The sequence below is a fragment of the Glacieibacterium frigidum genome (genome assembly GCF_007097155.1).
Lineage (GTDB): Bacteria > Pseudomonadota > Alphaproteobacteria > Sphingomonadales > Sphingomonadaceae > Glacieibacterium > Glacieibacterium frigidum.
The window spans coordinates 1,701,068-1,717,526 of record NZ_VJWA01000001.1 but is presented as its reverse complement, the minus strand read 5'-3'; the positions used below and the strand labels follow the sequence as shown (position 1 = coordinate 1,717,526).

General features: G+C 66.5%; 13 protein-coding genes. 7 read left to right on the top strand and 6 right to left on the bottom strand.

Annotated elements, in window-relative coordinates; genetic code table 11:
- Positions 1-34 precede the first annotated feature (34 nt).
- On the bottom strand, positions 35-757 hold the full coding sequence (locus tag FMM06_RS08235; RefSeq protein WP_144236780.1) for an SOS response-associated peptidase family protein: 723 nt from the start codon (positions 755-757) through the stop codon (positions 35-37).
- A gap of 9 nt (positions 758-766) precedes the next feature.
- Entirely contained in the window at positions 767-1,753 is a 987-nt protein-coding gene (locus tag FMM06_RS08230; protein WP_185965098.1) for an HNH endonuclease, read from the bottom strand.
- A gap of 71 nt (positions 1,754-1,824) precedes the next feature.
- Here FMM06_RS08230 and FMM06_RS17400 point away from each other — a divergent pair, with 71 nt between their 5' ends.
- The gene (locus tag FMM06_RS17400; RefSeq protein WP_185965097.1) at positions 1,825-2,805 is read left to right on the top strand and encodes a DNA cytosine methyltransferase; all 981 of its coding nucleotides are present in this window, start codon (positions 1,825-1,827) and stop codon (positions 2,803-2,805) included.
- Between the two features lie 522 nt (positions 2,806-3,327).
- Here FMM06_RS17400 and uvrA read toward each other — a convergent pair.
- Positions 3,328-6,249 carry an excinuclease ABC subunit UvrA gene (gene uvrA, locus FMM06_RS08220; protein ID WP_144236777.1) on the bottom strand — a complete coding sequence of 974 codons (2,922 nt, stop codon included), beginning with the start codon at positions 6,247-6,249 and terminating at the stop codon, positions 3,328-3,330.
- A gap of 147 nt (positions 6,250-6,396) precedes the next feature.
- On the opposite strand from uvrA, the gene FMM06_RS08215 reads away from it, so the two are divergent.
- Positions 6,397-6,654: a hypothetical protein gene (locus FMM06_RS08215; RefSeq protein WP_144236776.1), complete on the top strand. Its 258-nt coding sequence runs from the start codon at positions 6,397-6,399 to the stop codon at positions 6,652-6,654.
- 2 nt (positions 6,655-6,656) lie between these two features.
- Here the strand turns inward: FMM06_RS08215 and FMM06_RS08210 are convergent, their stop codons facing one another.
- Complete coding sequence (locus tag FMM06_RS08210) at positions 6,657-7,295, bottom strand: extensin-like domain-containing protein (RefSeq protein ID WP_185965096.1); 639 nt, start codon at positions 7,293-7,295, stop codon at positions 6,657-6,659.
- Between the two features lie 118 nt (positions 7,296-7,413).
- On the opposite strand from FMM06_RS08210, the gene FMM06_RS08205 reads away from it, so the two are divergent.
- Genes FMM06_RS08205 through FMM06_RS08190 form a run of 4 tightly spaced genes read left to right on the top strand, consistent with a single transcriptional unit; the run spans position 7,414 to position 11,274 of the window.
- Positions 7,414-8,262, top strand: a complete 849-nt coding sequence (locus FMM06_RS08205; protein WP_144236774.1) for a class I mannose-6-phosphate isomerase — start codon at positions 7,414-7,416, stop codon at positions 8,260-8,262.
- On the top strand, positions 8,259-9,542 hold the full coding sequence (locus FMM06_RS08200) for a metal-dependent hydrolase family protein (RefSeq protein ID WP_144236773.1): 1,284 nt from the start codon (positions 8,259-8,261) through the stop codon (positions 9,540-9,542). Before FMM06_RS08205 ends, FMM06_RS08200 begins: the two co-directional genes overlap by 4 nt.
- Positions 9,539-9,877, top strand: a complete 339-nt coding sequence (locus tag FMM06_RS08195) for a DUF4175 domain-containing protein (RefSeq protein ID WP_144236772.1) — start codon at positions 9,539-9,541, stop codon at positions 9,875-9,877. Before FMM06_RS08200 ends, FMM06_RS08195 begins: the two co-directional genes overlap by 4 nt.
- A 44-nt stretch (positions 9,878-9,921) precedes the next feature.
- On the top strand, positions 9,922-11,274 hold the full coding sequence (locus tag FMM06_RS08190) for a peptide MFS transporter (RefSeq protein WP_185965095.1): 1,353 nt from the start codon (positions 9,922-9,924) through the stop codon (positions 11,272-11,274).
- On the opposite strand, the gene FMM06_RS08185 is transcribed toward FMM06_RS08190, so the two are convergent.
- Entirely contained in the window at positions 11,237-12,001 is a 765-nt protein-coding gene (locus tag FMM06_RS08185; protein WP_144236770.1) for an NUDIX domain-containing protein, read from the bottom strand. The two genes, FMM06_RS08190 and FMM06_RS08185, sit on opposite strands and share 38 nt — an antisense overlap.
- A gap of 319 nt (positions 12,002-12,320) precedes the next feature.
- Here FMM06_RS08185 and dnaE point away from each other — a divergent pair, with 319 nt between their 5' ends.
- Positions 12,321-15,782 (top strand): DNA polymerase III subunit alpha, encoded by a 3,462-nt coding sequence (gene dnaE, locus FMM06_RS08180; protein WP_144236769.1) that lies wholly within the window; start codon positions 12,321-12,323, stop codon positions 15,780-15,782.
- Here the strand turns inward: dnaE and FMM06_RS08175 are convergent.
- On the bottom strand, positions 15,779-16,459 hold the full coding sequence (locus tag FMM06_RS08175) for a hypothetical protein (protein WP_144236768.1): 681 nt from the start codon (positions 16,457-16,459) through the stop codon (positions 15,779-15,781). The two genes, dnaE and FMM06_RS08175, sit on opposite strands and share 4 nt — an antisense overlap.

Below are 16,459 nucleotides of genomic sequence, written 5' to 3'. Positions count from 1 at the left end.
GCATCCCGCGCGGGGCTTGGCGACCGTGCAGGCGTCAGGCGGCGCGAGCGACGGTCAGCGTGCCCGCGGGCGTCGGCGCGATCAGGTCGGCGGCGGGCACAACCCCCGCCAGCCAGTCGGCCCAGCGGTCGCGGGGCATGATGACGATCTGCCGCCCGTGATAGGGCGCGATGTCGGGCCCGGGCTCGCAGGTCAGCATCGTCCACGCCTCCCCCCGCCCCGCCTTGCCCAGGTCGGCATCGGCGCGCCACAGCCCGGCGACGCAGAACAGCCCGGGGGCTGCGCGCGGGGTCCTTACTTTACGAACTTTACACTCAGGAGCGGTTTCCAAAATCTCGCCTTCGGGCTGTTCATTTAATGAAAACAGCCACTTGTCCTTCTTGCCTCTCCTCTTGGCAGGAGAGGGGCCGGACGCGCCAGCGTCCAGGGAGAGGGGAGGTTGGGCGTCGGTGAATTCGTAGAATCCATCGAGGGGGATCAGGCACCGCCCCCCCGTCGCGGCGTTGCCGAAGCGCCGCCCCTCCGAGCGGTAATTATACACCGGCTTGCCCCCCGGGCCGACCCAGCTCCACCGCCGCTGCACCATCTCCGCCGTCTCGCCGGCAGCGCGGACGATGACGGTCGTATCGGTGATCCGGATGCTCGGGCTCTCCCCCAGGTTGGGCAGCCCCTCGGGGAAGGTGAGCTCGATGCGGACCTGGTTGAAGTCCTCGCGCATCAGGCCGAGGGCGGTTCTGCGGGCGGCTTCGTTGCACATGGCGCGCCCTTAAGGAACGGTGATCAGTTGCAAGTCAGTTTTCGAGATTGGCGTTTTCGTTCGATGCACAATGCGATGACAGTTCGCGCAAAGCAGCATTAGGTCTGACAAATATGTGAGCGTGTTAGGGAGGATTTTTGCTAAAGGTTCGAGGTGGTGAACCTCAATATAACCTTTGCCACGAACACCATACTTTTTCTCAAAATCAAACTCACAATTCTCGCAGAACACTTTACCGTGGTCCGCTACGAAGCCCGCGATTTTTGCCTTTCGAATATTTGGATCACGATCGATCTTGAAATGGGAAACCAATCTCCGATTGGTTTCGTCCGCCGACAAAATCTGCAATTCAATGTGAGAATCTAGCGGCTTTATCGCATTGGATTCTATTATGGAACTAGGCTGATCAATGGAATTGCGGATTTCAGGATTTTTGGCAAGCCAGGCTATAAGTTCGTCAGCCACCAAGCGTAAATCTATGACTGCAACGCCGGATTGGATAATCTTCTTATAGCGCGCTACAAGCGATAGAACCTCACCTGATAAATCATTTCTTGAGATGAACTCGCCGATGCGCCGAAGTCTGCTTTCAACATCAATTGTGTTTACGTCGTGAAGTACTTGAAGTAAAAGCGGGCGGCATTTGATTTCACCAATACCGACCAACTCGCTTTGGAATTTCACCGAGCTGATCACGTAAGCACCATCCTGCAGTGGCAGGCTCAGGAGATACTTATCCTCTCTTATCGGATTTGGCAGTAGCGCTAGCGCAGCTACCAACGTGTGTACATTTAAAAGACTACGATCATTCGGATTTTCGCGCCGGAGCCGTGGCTTGCCATCCTTGATCCGACCCCGCACATCGGTAGTGACAAGCGAACCGCTTATCACGATAGGGTCAATGAGCAGGCGCCGTGCTAGCGCCACGTCCCCAGGCACATGCTCATACTCACCACGCCCACCACTCGGGCGCCAACGGATATCAAAATGGACCAATCCGCCTCCCTGCGCCCCCCACATCTTGTGCCACAACGCTTGACACACTTGGCACTGGGACGTTCATAGCTATGCTACACGGTTTCCGGCAAGGGGCGGATATCTCGATGCGGCCGCTACTGCATTCCTCCTTTTTTTCCGGGGTCGGAGGGTTTGACCTCGGGTTTGAGCGGGCGGGTATCGAGACCGTATTTCTATGTGAAAAAAAGGCTTTTTGCCGGCGCGTGCTGAACCGACATTGGCCTGACGTGCCTACCTTTGAGGATGTCCAAGATGTCGACCCCAACATCATTCCCGACTCAGAAATTTGGACAGCAGGATTCCCATGCCAGGATCTATCCCTTGCTCGAATGGGGCCGCGAGCGGGACTTAGAGGCTCTCAATCCGGTCTCTTCCACGAATTCGCCAACCTCGTTCGATGGCGCTCTCCAAGAATTGTCGTCCTCGAAAACGTCCACGGTCTTCTCACTAGCCACCGAGGACGAGACTTCGCCATCGTACTCAAGACGCTGGATGAGCTCGGGTATGGTGTGGCGTGGCGCGTGCTCAACAGCCAACACTTCGGAGTTCCCCAGTCGCGCAAGCGAGTCTATATTGTTGCCGTGCATCGAGACGGGGCCGGTGCCGGACAAATACTTTTTGAGCCCGAATGCCGCAGTGGGGATACTGCGTCGAGTGGCAAGAATGGGAAGAAATCTTCCAGCCTCTTTCAAACAATCGTTGGAGATTTTGTCGAAGGGCCTCTCGTAAAGAGCCGGGCCCACTGCATCTATGCAGAGTCGGCCCGACACACTGGGACCGATTGGAGCCGAAATTATGTTTGGTATCCTAAAGGTAGGGTTCGGCGTTTCACTCCTGTGGAAGTAGAGAGAGTTCAGGGATTTCCTGAAGGATGGACAGAGGCGCCTGTGGTTGGTCGAGAAGATGCAGATAGTTTGCGCTATCATGCCGTTGGCAATTCCGTGACGCCGCAGGTTGCCGAATGGCTTGGTCAAAGAATTAGAATGTTCTTTGCAGGGAAGGCTGTCCAATACCTTGAGGCAGCTGAATAGCTAGCCCTCACTCGAAGAGCGGCTGCCAGAGGGACCCAACCATCCCCCTCGCCCGTACTCCCCCGACCCTGCGCCACCTCCGGCGCGGGCAGTGGAGGTGCGTGCGATGACGGGCAGGGCGAGTGGTGTTCCGGGGCTGGTGCTGGCGGCGGCGGCGGGGTTTGCGGCGGGGGCGTGGGCTTCTCGGCGCGCGGGTAACCCGAAGGGGCCTGGGGGTGGGCTGGCGCATCGGGTCGATGGGAGCGACGATTCGGGGTCGCTCGCGGCGGGGATCGCGGATCAGGGGTTGATCCCGGACGATGTATCGATGGCGGATACGATGCCGGGGGGGTTGGCCGCTAAGGTCTGAAGGTTTCGCTTGGGGGTGACTTCCCACCCCCGGGGCCGGCGCTGCGCGCCGTCTCTCCGCGCCCCTCCCCGGCGGGGAGGGGGTGGCTTCGCGCCGTCTCTCCGCGCCCTTTCCCGGCGGGGAGGGGGTGGCTGAGCGGCGTCTCTCCGCGTTCCTCTCCGCAGGGGAGGGGGTTAGGCAGCCACTCGCTTGCGGGGGGCCTTCGCCGGGGCGGCGGCAACCGGCGCCGCTGCCAGCAGCGGCTTGAGGTAGCCGCCGGTGTGGCTTGCGGGTGTCGCGGCAATGTCCTCGGGGGTGCCTGTCGCCACGATCTGCCCGCCCTTGTCGCCGCCGTCGGGGCCGAGGTCGATGACCCAGTCGGCGGTCTTGATGACCTCCAGGTTGTGCTCGATGACGACGACGGTGTTGCCCTGGTCGACGAGGGCGTGGAGGACCTCGAGCAGCTTGCGGACGTCCTCGAAGTGCAGGCCGGTGGTGGGTTCGTCGAGGATGTAGAGCGTGCTGCCGGTGGCGCGGCGGCTGAGTTCCTTGGCCAGTTTGACGCGCTGCGCCTCGCCGCCCGACAGGGTGGTCGCCTGCTGGCCGATCTTGACGTAGCCGAGGCCGACCTCGAGCAGCATCGCGAGCTTGTCGCGGATCGGCGGCACCGCCTTGAAGAACTCGACGCCATCCTCGACGGTCATGTCGAGGACGTCGGCGATGCTGCGGCCCTTGAACTTCACCTCCAGCGTCTCGCGGTTGTAGCGGTGGCCGTGGCAGACGTCGCACTCGACATAGACGTCGGGGAGGAAGTGCATCTCGATCTTGATCAGCCCGTCGCCGGTGCACGCCTCGCAGCGGCCGCCCTTGACGTTGAAGCTGAAGCGGCCGGGCTTGTAGCCGCGCGCGAGGGACTCGGGCAGGCCGGCGAACCAGTCGCGGATGTTGGTGAAGGCGCCGGTGTAGGTCGCGGGGTTGGAGCGCGGGGTGCGGCCGATCGGCGACTGGTCGATGTCGATGACCTTGTCGAGATGCTGGAGCCCCGTGACCTCGTCGTGCGCGCCCGCCAGGATGCGCGCGCCGTTGAGGGTGCGCGCGGCGGAGGCGTAGAGCGTGTCGATGGTGAAAGTCGACTTGCCCGAGCCGGAGACGCCGGTGATGCAGGTAAAGGTGCCGAGCGGGATCGACGCGCTGACGTTCTGCAGGTTGTTCGAGCGCGCGCCCTTCACGGTCAGCTTCTTGCCGCTGCCCTTGCGGCGCTTGGCGGGCACGGGGACGCTGCGGCGGCCGCTCAGATAGTCGGCGGTGATGCTGCCTTCGGTGTTCAGGATGTCGTCGAGGGTGCCGCGCGCGACGACCGCGCCGCCGTGGACGCCAGCGCCCGGGCCCATATCGACGATGTAATCGGCGGTACGGATCGCGTCCTCGTCATGCTCGACGACCAGAACGGTGTTGCCGAGGTCGCGCAGGCGCTTGAGGGTTACGAGGAGGCGGTCGTTGTCGCGCTGGTGGAGCCCGATGCTGGGCTCGTCGAGGACGTAGAGGACCCCCGAAAGCCCGCTGCCGATCTGCGACGCGAGGCGGATGCGCTGGCTCTCGCCGCCCGACAGCGTGCCCGACTTGCGGTCGAGGGACAGGTATTCGAGGCCGACGTTGTTGAGGAAGCCGAGGCGCTCGACGATCTCCTTCAGGATGCGCTCGCCGATCTGGCGCTCCTTGGTCGATAGTTTCTCGGCAAGGCCGGTGGCCCAGGCATAGGCCTGGCTGACCGGGCGGCGCACGGCGTCGGCGATGGACTCGCCGGCGATCTTGACGCTCAGCGCCTCGGGCTTGAGGCGCGCGCCGAGACAGACCTCGCACGGGGCCGACGACTGGTAGCGCGACAGCTCCTCGCGCATCCACGCGCTCTCGGTGGCGCGGAAACGCTTGTCGAGGTTGGCGATGACGCCTTCGAACGGCTTCGTGACCTCGTACGACTTGCGGCCGTCCTCGAACCGCAGCGCGATCGCGCGGCTGCCGGTGCCGGTGAGGACGGCGGCCTGCTGCGCGGGGGTCAGCTCGTTCCACTTGGTCTTGAGCGTGAAGTCGTAGGCGCGCGCGACCGAGGCGAGGACCTGCATGTAATAGGGGGAGGGGGGCTGCGACTTGGCCCAGGGCATGACGGCGCCCTGCGCGATGGTCAGCGCCTCGTTGGGGACGATGAGGGCGGGGTCGAAGTAGAGTTTCTCGCCGAGGCCGTCGCACGCCGGGCAGGCGCCCTGGGGGGCGTTGAAGCTGAACAGGCGGGGCTCGATCTCGGCGATGGTGAAGCCCGAGACGGGGCAGGCGAATTTCTCGCTGAAGGTGATGCGTTCAGGCGTCGCGTCGGCGACATGCTCGCCGTCGGGGGTGAGCGGCGGGTCGGCGTATTCGACAATGGCGAGGCCGTCGGCAAGCTTGAGCGCCGCCTCGAAGCTTTCCGCCAGCCGCGCGCCGGCGTCGGGGCGGACGACGATACGGTCGACCACCACGTCGATGTCGTGCTTGTACTTCTTGTCGAGCGCCGGAGCGTCGTCGATGTCGTACAAAGTGCCGTCGATCTTGACGCGCTGGTAGCCGTCCTTCTGCAGCTGCGCGAGTTCCTTGCGGTACTCGCCCTTGCGGCCGCGGACGATGGGGGCGAGCAGCAGCAGCCGCGTACCCTCGGGGATCGCGAGGACGCGGTCGACCATCTGGCTGACCTGCTGCGCGGTGATCGGCAGGCCGGTCGCGGGCGAATAGGGCACGCCGACGCGCGCCCACAGCAGCCGCATGTAATCGTAGATCTCGGTGACCGTCGCGACGGTCGAGCGCGGGTTCTTGCTCGTCGTCTTCTGCTCGATGCTGATCGCCGGGCTCAGGCCGTCGATGTGATCGACGTCGGGCTTCGACATCAGTTCGAGGAACTGCCGCGCGTACGCCGACAGCGACTCGACGTAGCGGCGCTGCCCCTCGGCATAGATTGTGTCGAAGGCGAGGGACGACTTGCCCGACCCGCTGAGCCCCGTGATGACCACCAGGCTGTCGCGCGGCAGGTCGACATCGACGTTCTTCAGATTGTGCTCGCGCGCGCCGCGCACCTTGATGTGGGTCAGCATGAGGGGAGTTTGTTCCAGATTTGTTCGGCGCGCAAGGGAGGCGCGGCGAGTGGGTAAGATAGGGGCGCGGGGGGCTGCGGACAACCGACTGCGGGAACGTGCGACCCCGGTGGCGCGTAGGAGGCGCAACGACCAGGGGAGAATGACATGACCGATACCGACCGCCCGCTCGCCAACCCGGCCACGCCGCCGGTGCCCGAGCATCGCGACGCCATCGACGCCGAGAGCCATGCCGGGCTGAAGCGCGATCCGGCCGATGCCGACGCCAAGCTCGACGTCGAACTCGACGAGACCTTCCCGACCAGCGATCCGCCGTCGAACACCCAGCCGGGGCGCGGCATGGAGCCGGCGCCGTCGAGCGGGTACAACGAGAATGCCGAACCGCCGCCACTCGACGGCGAATAGGCTCAGCGGCAGAAATTCCAGTTCGCCAGGTCGAAGTGGAGATGGTCGCGGTGCGCGCGGTTGTAGTCGGGGCCGAGCACGGTGCCGAAGACCCGGCACGCACCGTCGTGGATGTCGCGAAGGAAGGCGGCGCGCTCGGGCGTGCCGTTCCAGTCACGCAGCACGCTGATGGGCTCGCCGCGAACGGTGCGGATCGCGGCGATGTCGATGGCGTTCGACGTCGCGTGCTGGCTCTGCCGCGCGCTGCCGGCAACGGTGCGGCAGCTATAGGTGCCATAATGGTCGATGCGCGTCAGATTGCTCGCGAGATGCTTGCGCGCCGCCGGGCGAACGACATGGCGCTGCCAGACGGTGACCGCGGCCGCCATCGGGCAGGTCAGTACCGGTCCGCGCGGCGACCATTCAGAACCGGTCAGCTTCACCGCGCCCTGCCAGCCGCAGCCCGGCGCGGTGGTGCGGTCGGGCACCGCCTCGAACTTCACGCCGTCGAGGGTGAGCAGGCGGCGGCACCACGCCGGGTCGCCCTCGAGGCTCGCCAGCTTCCACGCCGTGGCGCGCCCGAGCGGTGCAGCGAGATCGAGCGGCGTCCAGGGCAGGTCCTGCGGCCGCGTCCGCTCGAGGTAGCGCACAAGCCCCCACACGGCTAAGGCTAGCAGCGACAGGAACAGCAACGCGCGCAAATCTGGGTCTCCGGGGGTGCGCGAGGCGCGATTGTGGGGCAGTAACGGCGCAGGGGGCGTGCCGGTGCCGGGATATGAGATGGCTGCGACGAAGTTGAACCCCAAAGCAGTCGCAAAGCCCTGGGGGCGTCGCGACCTGGCGCCGTGGAGCGCGCTGCGCGGCACCGCGATCGGCGAACTGATCTACGACGGCGGAGCCGAGGCGCCGCTGCTGCTCAAGACGCTGTTCACCGCCGAGCGCCTGTCGGTGCAGGTTCACCCCGACGACGCGACGGCGCAGGCGATGGGCCTGCCGCGCGGCAAGGACGAGGCGTGGATCATTCTCGCCGCCGAACCGGGCGCGACGATCGCGCTGGGGCTGCGCACTGCCGTCAGCCGCGATGAGCTGGCGGCGGCGGCGTGCGACGGATCGATCGAGGCGCTGCTCGACTGGCGGCCGGTGCAGGCCGGCGACGTGTTCTTCTCGCCCGCCGGGACGATCCACGCGATCGGCGCGGGGCTTACCCTCGTCGAGGTGCAGCAGAACCTCGACCTGACCTACCGGCTGTTCGACTATGGGCGCGACCGCAGCCTGCATGTCGGCGACGGGGTTGCGGCGGCGCAGCCCGGGCCCTGGCACTGGCAGCACGTCTCCCGCTCGCTCGGCGAGGGCCGGCGGTCGCTGGTCGAGGGGCCGAGCTTCGTCATCGAGCGCGTCGCGACGAATGGCCGGGCGACGCTCAACCCGCCCGCGGGACGCGCGACCTGGCTGGCGATCATCGGCGGCGCGGGCCGCATCGACGGCGCCCCGTGCCGCGCGGGTGAGGTCTGGCTGGCCGAGACCGGTACCGATATCGAGTTCGATGGCGACGGCGACGTGCTGCTCGCCTATCCGGGGGCGGGTATCGCGCCGGGGCTATGGGCGGCGGCAAGGAGACAGGCGGCATGAGAATTCTGGTGGCGGCGCTGTTGGCCGCCGCTCCGGTCGCGGCGCAGACGCCGGCGACCATCGTCATCCACGCGGGCCAGCTGCTCGACCAGCCCGGCAAGGCGGCGCGCGGGGCTTCGACGATCACGGTCAGCGGTGGCCGCATCGTCTCGGTCGCCGACGGCTTCACGCCACCGCCGGCAGGGGCAAGCGTCATCGACCTGCGCGACCGCTTCGTGCTGCCGGGCCTGATCGATGCGCACGTCCATCTCGATTCCGATGCCGGCGGCGTCGCGGCGCTGGTCGAGGGCGTGTCGGACTCGCCCGGTACCAAGGCGTTCCGGGCGCAGGTCAACGGGATGAAGACGTTGCGGGCCGGCTTTACCACCGTGCGTAACCTGGGCGACGACAGCGGCGCGGTGCTGGCGCTGCGCGATGCCGTCGCTGCAAGCTGGGTGAAGGGGCCGCGCATCCTCGACGCGGGCCGCTCGATCTCGACCACCTCGGGCCATATGGACGCGACGTTGGGCGTCGCTGAGGACCTGCACGCGTCGATCGGACAGGAGAATATCTGCGACGGCGTCGATGCGTGCCGGAGGGCGGTGCGCCTGCAGATCCGGCGCGGCGTCGACGTCATCAAGATCGCCACGACCGGTGGCGTCAACAGCCGCATCGGCGTCGGGCTGGGTCGGCAGATCTTCGACGACGAGGTCAAGGCGCTGGTCGATACCGCGCACCTCTACGGCAAGAAGATGGCGGTGCACGCGCACGGCGCCGACGGGGTCAACGCGGCGCTGGCAGCAGGGGCAGATTCGATCGAGCACGGCACACTGATGGACCCGGACAGCCTGAAGCTCTTCAAGGCGGGCGGGGCATGGTACGTGCCGACGCTGTCGACGGTGAACGGCTATCTGGAGCGTCTTGCCGCCGACCCCAATGCCTATCCGCCCGCGGTGCTGGCGAAGGTCAAGTATCGCATCTCGATCACCGGCCAAGCGCTTGAAAAGGCGGTGCCGGCAGGGGTGAAGATCGCTTTCGGCACCGACGCCGGCGTGTCGAAGCACGGCCGCAACGCCGACGAGTTCGAATTGATGGTCAAGCACGGCATGACACCTGCCACCGCGATCGTCGCGGCGACGACAGGCGCCGCCGAACTGCTCGGCATCAAGGATCAGGTCGGCCGCATCGCGCCGGGGATGGCCGCCGACATCGTCGCGGTCGCGGGCGACCCGTTGCGCGACGTGACGGTCCTCAAGTCCATCGCCTTCGTGATGAAGGGCGGCGAGGTCATCAAGCCGTGAGCTGGGAGGCGGCGAAGGCCTGGTTCCTCGGCCTCGGCGCGCAATACGGCGTCGACCCGCTGATCTTCGGCGCGATCTACGTCGGGGCGATCCCATTCTTCCTGCTATTCAGCGCGTGGACGGTGCGGCGCCTGCGCGCGGGGCGACCGGCGACGCTGCCGATCATCGGCACCGGCATCAGCTTCGTCGCGGCGTATCTCTATCTCGCCATCGCCGGGCGCGGCATTCCGTGGTGGGTATGGGCGGTCCTCGCGGCGTTCATCGCGGCGGGTGCGTACAGCGCGGTGCGGGATTTGCGGAAGAAGGCGGCGGTGCAGGACGAGCCCTTGCGCTAGGTGGCACGGCCCCTAGTCTGCGAACGGGGCATGGGGGACTGCGAGTGACCGTCGAGACGACCGCGCAGCCGCGCGCGCTGCGCACCATCGTCGCGACCGAAGCCTTCGACCGCTTCTCCTTCTACGGCATGATCACGCTGCTGCCGTTGTACCTCAACGCCGAACTGCTGCGGCCCGGGACGATCGAGACCGTGCTTGGTCTTGGCGGGCTGCAGCGACTGTTGTTCGGCAGCGGAACGCCGTCAATCATCGCGCTCGGCTCAGCGATCTACGGCCTGTATGCAGGCACCGTGTCGATCATGCCGCTGCTCGGCGGGGTGATCGGCGACCGGCTGATCGGGGCCCGCCGTGCCGTGCTGTCCGGCTGCCTGATCATGGCGGCGGGGCATGCGCTGATGACCCAGCCGGCGTATTTCCTTGTCGCACTGGTTCTGCTTGTGACGGGGTCGGGAATGGTCCGCGCCAACATGGCGGCGCAGGTCGCGAGCCTGTACGGACCCGACGATCCGCGGCGCAAGGGCGGTTTCGGCATCTATCTGATCGGCCTCAACGTCGGCGCGATGGCGGCGCCGCTGATCGCGGGCACGCTGGGGGAGAAGATCGGCTTCGACTGGGGCTTCGGCGCGGCGGCGATCGCGATGCTGGTGGCAATCGGGGTCTATGTCGTGGGCTGGCGGCATCTGCCCGTCGATGCCCTGCGAAGGAGCGGCGGGGCGATGCGCGCCAAGCTATCGCGCCGCGATGGCCAAGTGATCGGCGCGCTCGTGCTGATGCTGCTGCCGCTGATCCTGATGACGGCGGCGTACAACCAGGCGTTCAACATCCTGCTCGTCTGGGCCGAGGCCAAGGTTGACCGGTCGGTCTTCGGGCTGACGATGCCGGTGACGTGGTTCGTGTCGATCGACGGCGCGCTGACGATTATCGCAGTCGCGGTGCTGACCCGCATCTGGGCGCGGCAGGCGCGGGCGGGCCGCGACTGGAGCGACTGGCGCTGGATCGCACTTGGCGGAACGATCCAGGTCGCCGCTCTGCTGGCGCTGGCCTGGGGCACTTGGGTTGCGGGCGCCGGGCAGGTCTCGATCTGGCCGGTGCTGCTATTCTTCTTGCTGTCCGATATCGCTACCCCAATGAGTTACACGGTGATCCAGTCGACCTTCGCGCGCGCCGCGCCGCTCGCCATCGTCGCGGTAATGATGGCGGTGTTCGCGCTTTACGACGCGGCGTCGCAGTTCGCGGTTGGCGCGCTCGGCGGGCTGTACGACCGGTTGACGACGGTCGATTTCTGGCTTGTCCATGCCGGTGTCGCGGGTCTGTCGCTGGTTGCCGTTGCGGTGCTGCGTCCGCTGATCGGGCCGCTGCTCAGCCCCGCTGCGAGCGCTCCAGACGTTCCTCGGTGACCGGATAGTCGCAACCCTCTGGGATCGTCAGCCATTGCGCGCCGTCGCGCTCGACGATGCGCGGTTCGATGCGCGTCGGCGGGCGGTCGAGCGTGGCGAGGAGCGCGACGACACTGTCGTATTGCGCGAGGCGTTCGAGGTTGCGGCGCGTCGGGAAGATCAATGTGTGGCCGGTGTCGGCACAGGCCGCTGCAGCAGTGGTCCAGTGCGCGGCGACCGCCTCGGTGCCGTCGATCAGCGCCTCGGTGCCGGCCGGCACGACCGCGATGTAGAATAATGTGTCGAAGCGGCGGTGCAGCCCGGCAGGCGGCACCCAGTGCGCGAACGGGGTCAGGCGCGCGGCGTCGGCGCGGTGTCGGCAAGCGCGCAGGAAGGCGGCATAGGTGCCCGCCTCGTCGCTACTGTCGGCAAAGCGGGCGCGCCACTCGGCGACGGTCGCGGCGTCGAGCGCCGGGCCTGCCGACAACAGGATGCCGACCTCCTCGAACGCCTCGCGCGCGGCAGCGATGCGCGCGGCGGCGTCGGTGTCGGCGAGTGCCTCGAAGCCGCAAGCGAGTTCGGGGTCGCGTGCGATCCCCAGGTCGCCGTCGTCGACCTTGCCGCCCGGAAAGACCATCGCGCCGCCGGCGAACCCCAGCTTGCCGTGGCGCTCGGTGAGCAGCAGCTCGGGGGTGCCCGCGCCTTCGCGCAGGATGACGACGGTGGCGGCGGGGGAGGCTTCGGACATGGGGGTTGGGTAGCGCGTCGCCTGCCCGTCGTCATCCCGTCCCTGCCGACCGCAGACAAGAGAATTGCTCACACGAAGGCACGAAGGCACGAAGAAGGAAGAGAGGGCGGCCGACCTCGACCAGTTTCTACCTTCTTCCCCTTCTTCTTCGTGCCTTCGTGCCTTCGTGTGAGATTCTAGGTCCCGCTCTCGGGGCGAAGGCAGGACACAGGGTTTCACGCGAAGGCGCGAAGAAGGAAGGCCACCGAAGCGACTTATCCCCCGCAAACCACGCCCCCCGCCTTGTGCCCGTGCGAGTCCCGCCGCCATATTCGTAGCCATGCCCCATGCCTCGTTCGTCCATCTCCGCGTCCAGTCGGCCTATTCGATGCTGGAGAGCGCCGCGCAGCCCGCCGCGATCGCCAAGGCGTGCCGCGCGGGCGGCTTTCCGGCCGTCGCGCTCGCCGACCGCAACGCGATGTTCGGCGCGATGGAATTCTCCGACTATTGCGCCGAGGCCGGCGTTCAGCCGATCGTCGGCGCGCTGGTCGGGGTCGAGCGGCCCGGCGCGCGGACGGTGCTGCAGAAGCCCGTCGTCGACTGGCTGGTGCTGCTCGCGCAGGACGAGCCGGGCTACGCCAACCTGATCGCGCTGGTCAGTGCCGCGCACCTCGGCGGGCGGGACGATGTCGCGCTGACGCTGGCCGATATAGCGGAACGCAGCGACGGCCTGCTGTGCCTGACTGGCGGTGCGGAGGGGGCGCTCGCCCGGCTGCTCGCCGACGGGCAGGATGCGGACGCCTATGCCGACGCGCTCGTCGCCGCCTTCCCGGGGCGGCTGTACGTCGAGATCAGCCGTACGAACGACCCCATCGAGGCAAAGTCGGAGGGCGCGCTGCTGGCGCTCGCGGCGGCGCGCGACCTGCCGCTCGTCGCGACCAACCCGGTGCGCTACCTGACCCCCGACATGCATGCCGCGCACGACGCTTTGCTGTGCATCGCCGATTCGACCTATGTCGATGCCGAGGACCGCCGCCGCTCGAACCCCGATCACTGGCTGAAGCCCGCCGCCGAGATGGCGCTGCGCTTCGCCGACCTGCCCGAGGCAGTCGCCAACACCCTCGTCGTCGCGCGCCGCTGCGCGGTGGCGGCGCCGGCGCGCAAGCCCATTCTGCCGAGCCTCGCGGCGGGCGACCCCGAGGCCGAAAAGGCCGCGCTCACCGCCGATGCACAGGCCGGTCTCGCCGCGCGCCTCGATGCGGCGGGCATCGCCGACCGCGCGCCCTACGAGGCGCGGCTGGCGTTCGAGACGCAAGTCATCGCCGACATGGGGTTCAGCGCCTACTTCCTGATCGTTGCCGACTTCATCAAATGGGCGAAGGCGCAGGGCATCCCCGTCGGGCCGGGGCGCGGGTCGGGTGCCGGCTCGGTCGTCGCCTGGGCGTTGACCATCACCGACCTCGACCCGATCCTCCACGGGCTGCTGTTCGAGCGCTTCCTCAACCCCGACCGCGTGTCGATGCCCGACTTCGACATCGACTTCTGCGAAACCCGCCGCGACGAGGTCATCCAGTACGTCCAGGCGCGCTACGGCCGCGACCGGGTGGCGCAGATCATCACCTTCGGGCGGCTGAAGGCGCGCGCCGTGCTGAAGGACGTCGGCCGCGTGCTGCAGATGCCGTACGGCCAGATCGACAGATTAGCGAAGCAGGTGCCCAACCTGCCGACCGACCCGTGGACGCTGGCGCGCACGCTCGGCATCGGCACCGACAAGGACGGCCGCAAGTACGAGGGCGTCGGCGAGATCATCGCCGAGCGCCGCCGCGACGCGAAGGTCGAACGCCTGTTCGATATCGCCCTCCAGCTCGAGGGGCTGCAGCGCCACGCCTCGACCCACGCCGCGGGCGTGGTGATCGGCGACCGGCCGCTGGCGGAGCTGGTGCCGCTGTACCGCGACCCGCGTTCCGACATGCCGATCACCCAGTTCGACATGAAGTACGTCGAGAAGGCGGGGCTGGTGAAGTTCGACTTCCTCGGCCTCAAGACACTGTCGGTTCTTGATCGAGCGACCAAGATGCTCGCCGAGCGTGGCGTGATCGTCGACTGGCCCGCGCTGCCGCTCGACGACCCCGCTGTCTATGCGTTGCTCGCGCGTGCCGACACGGTCGGGGTGTTCCAGTTCGAATCCGAAGGTATGCGCCGCGCGCTGACGCAGGTGAAGCCCGATTGTTTCGCCGACATCGTCGCGCTCGGCGCACTGTTCCGCCCGGGGCCGATGGACAACATCCCCAGCTTCGCGGCGCGCAAGCACAAGCGCGAGGCGGTTGCGCTCCTCCACCCGCTGATGGGCCCGGTGCTCGAGGAGACCTACGGCATCATCGTCTACCAGGAGCAGGTGATGCAGATCGCCCGCACGCTGGCGGGCTACAGCCTCGGCGAGGCCGACCTGCTGCGCCGCGCGATGGGCAAGAAGATCCTCGCCGAGATGAACGCGCAGAAGGCGCGCTTTGCGGAAGGAGCCGCGGCGAACGGCATCAAGGAGGAGACCGCAAAGGCGATCTTCGACCTTGTCCTCAAGTTCGCCAACTACGGTTTCAACAAGTCGCACGCCGCCGCCTATGCCGTGGTCAGCTACCAGACCGCGTGGCTCAAGGCGCACCACCCGTGCGAGTTCTTCGCCGCGTCGATGGCGTACGATCGCACCAACACCGACCGGCTCGCGGCATTCGTCGACGATGCGCGGCGCTCGGGCGTCACCGTGCTGCCGCCGTGCATCAACGCCAGCGACGCCGACTTCGCGGTGGAGGGGCAGGGCGTCCGCTATGCGCTCGCAGGGCTCAAGGGCGTCGGCGAGAAGGCGATGCAGGGCGTCGTCGCGTCGCGCGGCACGAAACCCTTCACCGGCCTCGCCGATTTCGCGCACCGCATCGATCCGAAGCTGCTCAACAAGCGCCAGGTCGAGAGCCTGATCGCCGCGGGCGCCTTCGACACCCACGCCCCCAACCGCGCCGGGGTGCACATGCTGGCGGAGGCGATCCTCGGCACCGCGCAGGCGGCGCAGGCGGCGCGCGAGAGTGCGCAGGTCGCGCTGTTCGGCGACGCCCCCGAACGCTCGACCGCGATGCTCGTGCCGCCGGCCGCGCGCTGGAGCCTCGCCGAGACGATGGCCAAGGAAAAGGAGGCGTTCGGCTTCTACTTCTCGGGCCACCCCGCCGACGCCTTCGCGCACGTCCTCGAGGCCAATGGCGCGCGCACCTGGACGCAGTGCGAGGGGATGCAGGCGCCGAAGGAGGGCGGCCGCCACCCCGTCGTCATGGCCGGCCTGATCGAGGAAGCGCGCTGGCGCACCCCGCAGAAGGAGGGGGGTAACCGCTACCTGCTGCTCACCATGAGCGACGCCAGCGGGCAGTACGTCGCGAGCTGTTTCGACGAGGAAGCGCAGACCCTGATCGAAGCCGCCGTCGCCGCCGGCGACCCCGTCCTACTCCAGGCCGAACTCCAGTGGCGCGCCGGCGAAGACACCCCCCGCGTCACCATCCGCGGCCTGACCCCGCTCGCCGAACTAGCGAAGCGGACAAGGTGCCGGATGACGATCGACCTCGACGCCGGCGTGGCGCCTGCACTCGCGGCGGCGCTCGCTGCGGCGAAGGGAGGACGAGGGGAGGTGTGTGCGCGCATCGCCCTGCCCGGCGGGCGGGTGGCGAACCTGACGTTGGGGAGCGACTATGCGATCGACAGCGATCTCAAGGGGCGGGTGGAGCGGTTGCGTGGTGTGGCGGGGGTGGCGTTGGGGGCGGCTTAGTTAGCTGCAGGCAACTCGGTCGCACAGGCAGAAAGGAGGAGGCGATCCATCTCCTTGTCAATTATCTCAAGTGACTTGAGTATACCGAGCAATACTGAATACTCACCCTTTGGGTCTATGCCCTTTTGCACATGTAACTTGCCACTCGTGTGAGCAACCGTACCGCGCGCTTCACCAAAAGTACTCATAGCTTGAAGAAAAATACCGTCGCACTTTGTCATATCAAAGCCAATGGGAACTAGCATCTGCATAATATTTTTTTCTTTGATCCCGTGATTTTCCTTTCTAACGCGCCGCTGATAATCGGCGACACAACGCGAAAATCGATCATGAATCTCAACTCTTGACAGCCAGTCCTTGGTCTTATTTTGATCTTCCGTATGGAGCGTTTCTGGTGGTCGGTCGAGCGTGCGCCCGCTAAATCCTATCATATGAAACGCTGTTGTTGAAACGTACCTCATCTTCTCCCAAGACTTAAGAGCCGTAGATGATATCTCCAAAACACGATCTTCCATGTATGCCTCAACCTCGGCATGGCAAAGAACGCGGAAAGACATTGCCCGTGTTGAGACGCGCATCGCATCTTTGTAGAGGCCAGTTGGATCAAACTTAGCAGGCAAGAGAAGCTTTCTTAGCTCCCCAATTCTGACCGACAATTCATCAAAACGGGCCGACAC

What these genes read in the sequence shown, in the direction of transcription:
- FMM06_RS08235 (WP_144236780.1), bottom strand. Translation starts at nt 757, where the DNA reads ATGTGCAACGAAGCCGCCCGCAGAACCGCCCTCGGCCTGATGCGCGAG.
- FMM06_RS08200 (WP_144236773.1), top strand. Translation starts at nt 8,259, where the DNA reads ATGAGAATTCTGGTGGCGGCGCTGTTGGCCGCCGCTCCGGTCGCGGCG.
- uvrA (WP_144236777.1), bottom strand. Translation starts at nt 6,249, where the DNA reads ATGCTGACCCACATCAAGGTGCGCGGCGCGCGCGAGCACAATCTGAAG.
- dnaE (WP_144236769.1), top strand. Translation starts at nt 12,321, where the DNA reads ATGCCCCATGCCTCGTTCGTCCATCTCCGCGTCCAGTCGGCCTATTCG.
- FMM06_RS08215 (WP_144236776.1), top strand. Translation starts at nt 6,397, where the DNA reads ATGACCGATACCGACCGCCCGCTCGCCAACCCGGCCACGCCGCCGGTG.
- FMM06_RS08205 (WP_144236774.1), top strand. Translation starts at nt 7,414, where the DNA reads ATGGCTGCGACGAAGTTGAACCCCAAAGCAGTCGCAAAGCCCTGGGGG.
- FMM06_RS08185 (WP_144236770.1), bottom strand. Translation starts at nt 12,001, where the DNA reads ATGTCCGAAGCCTCCCCCGCCGCCACCGTCGTCATCCTGCGCGAAGGC.
- FMM06_RS17400 (WP_185965097.1), top strand. Translation starts at nt 1,825, where the DNA reads ATGCTACACGGTTTCCGGCAAGGGGCGGATATCTCGATGCGGCCGCTA.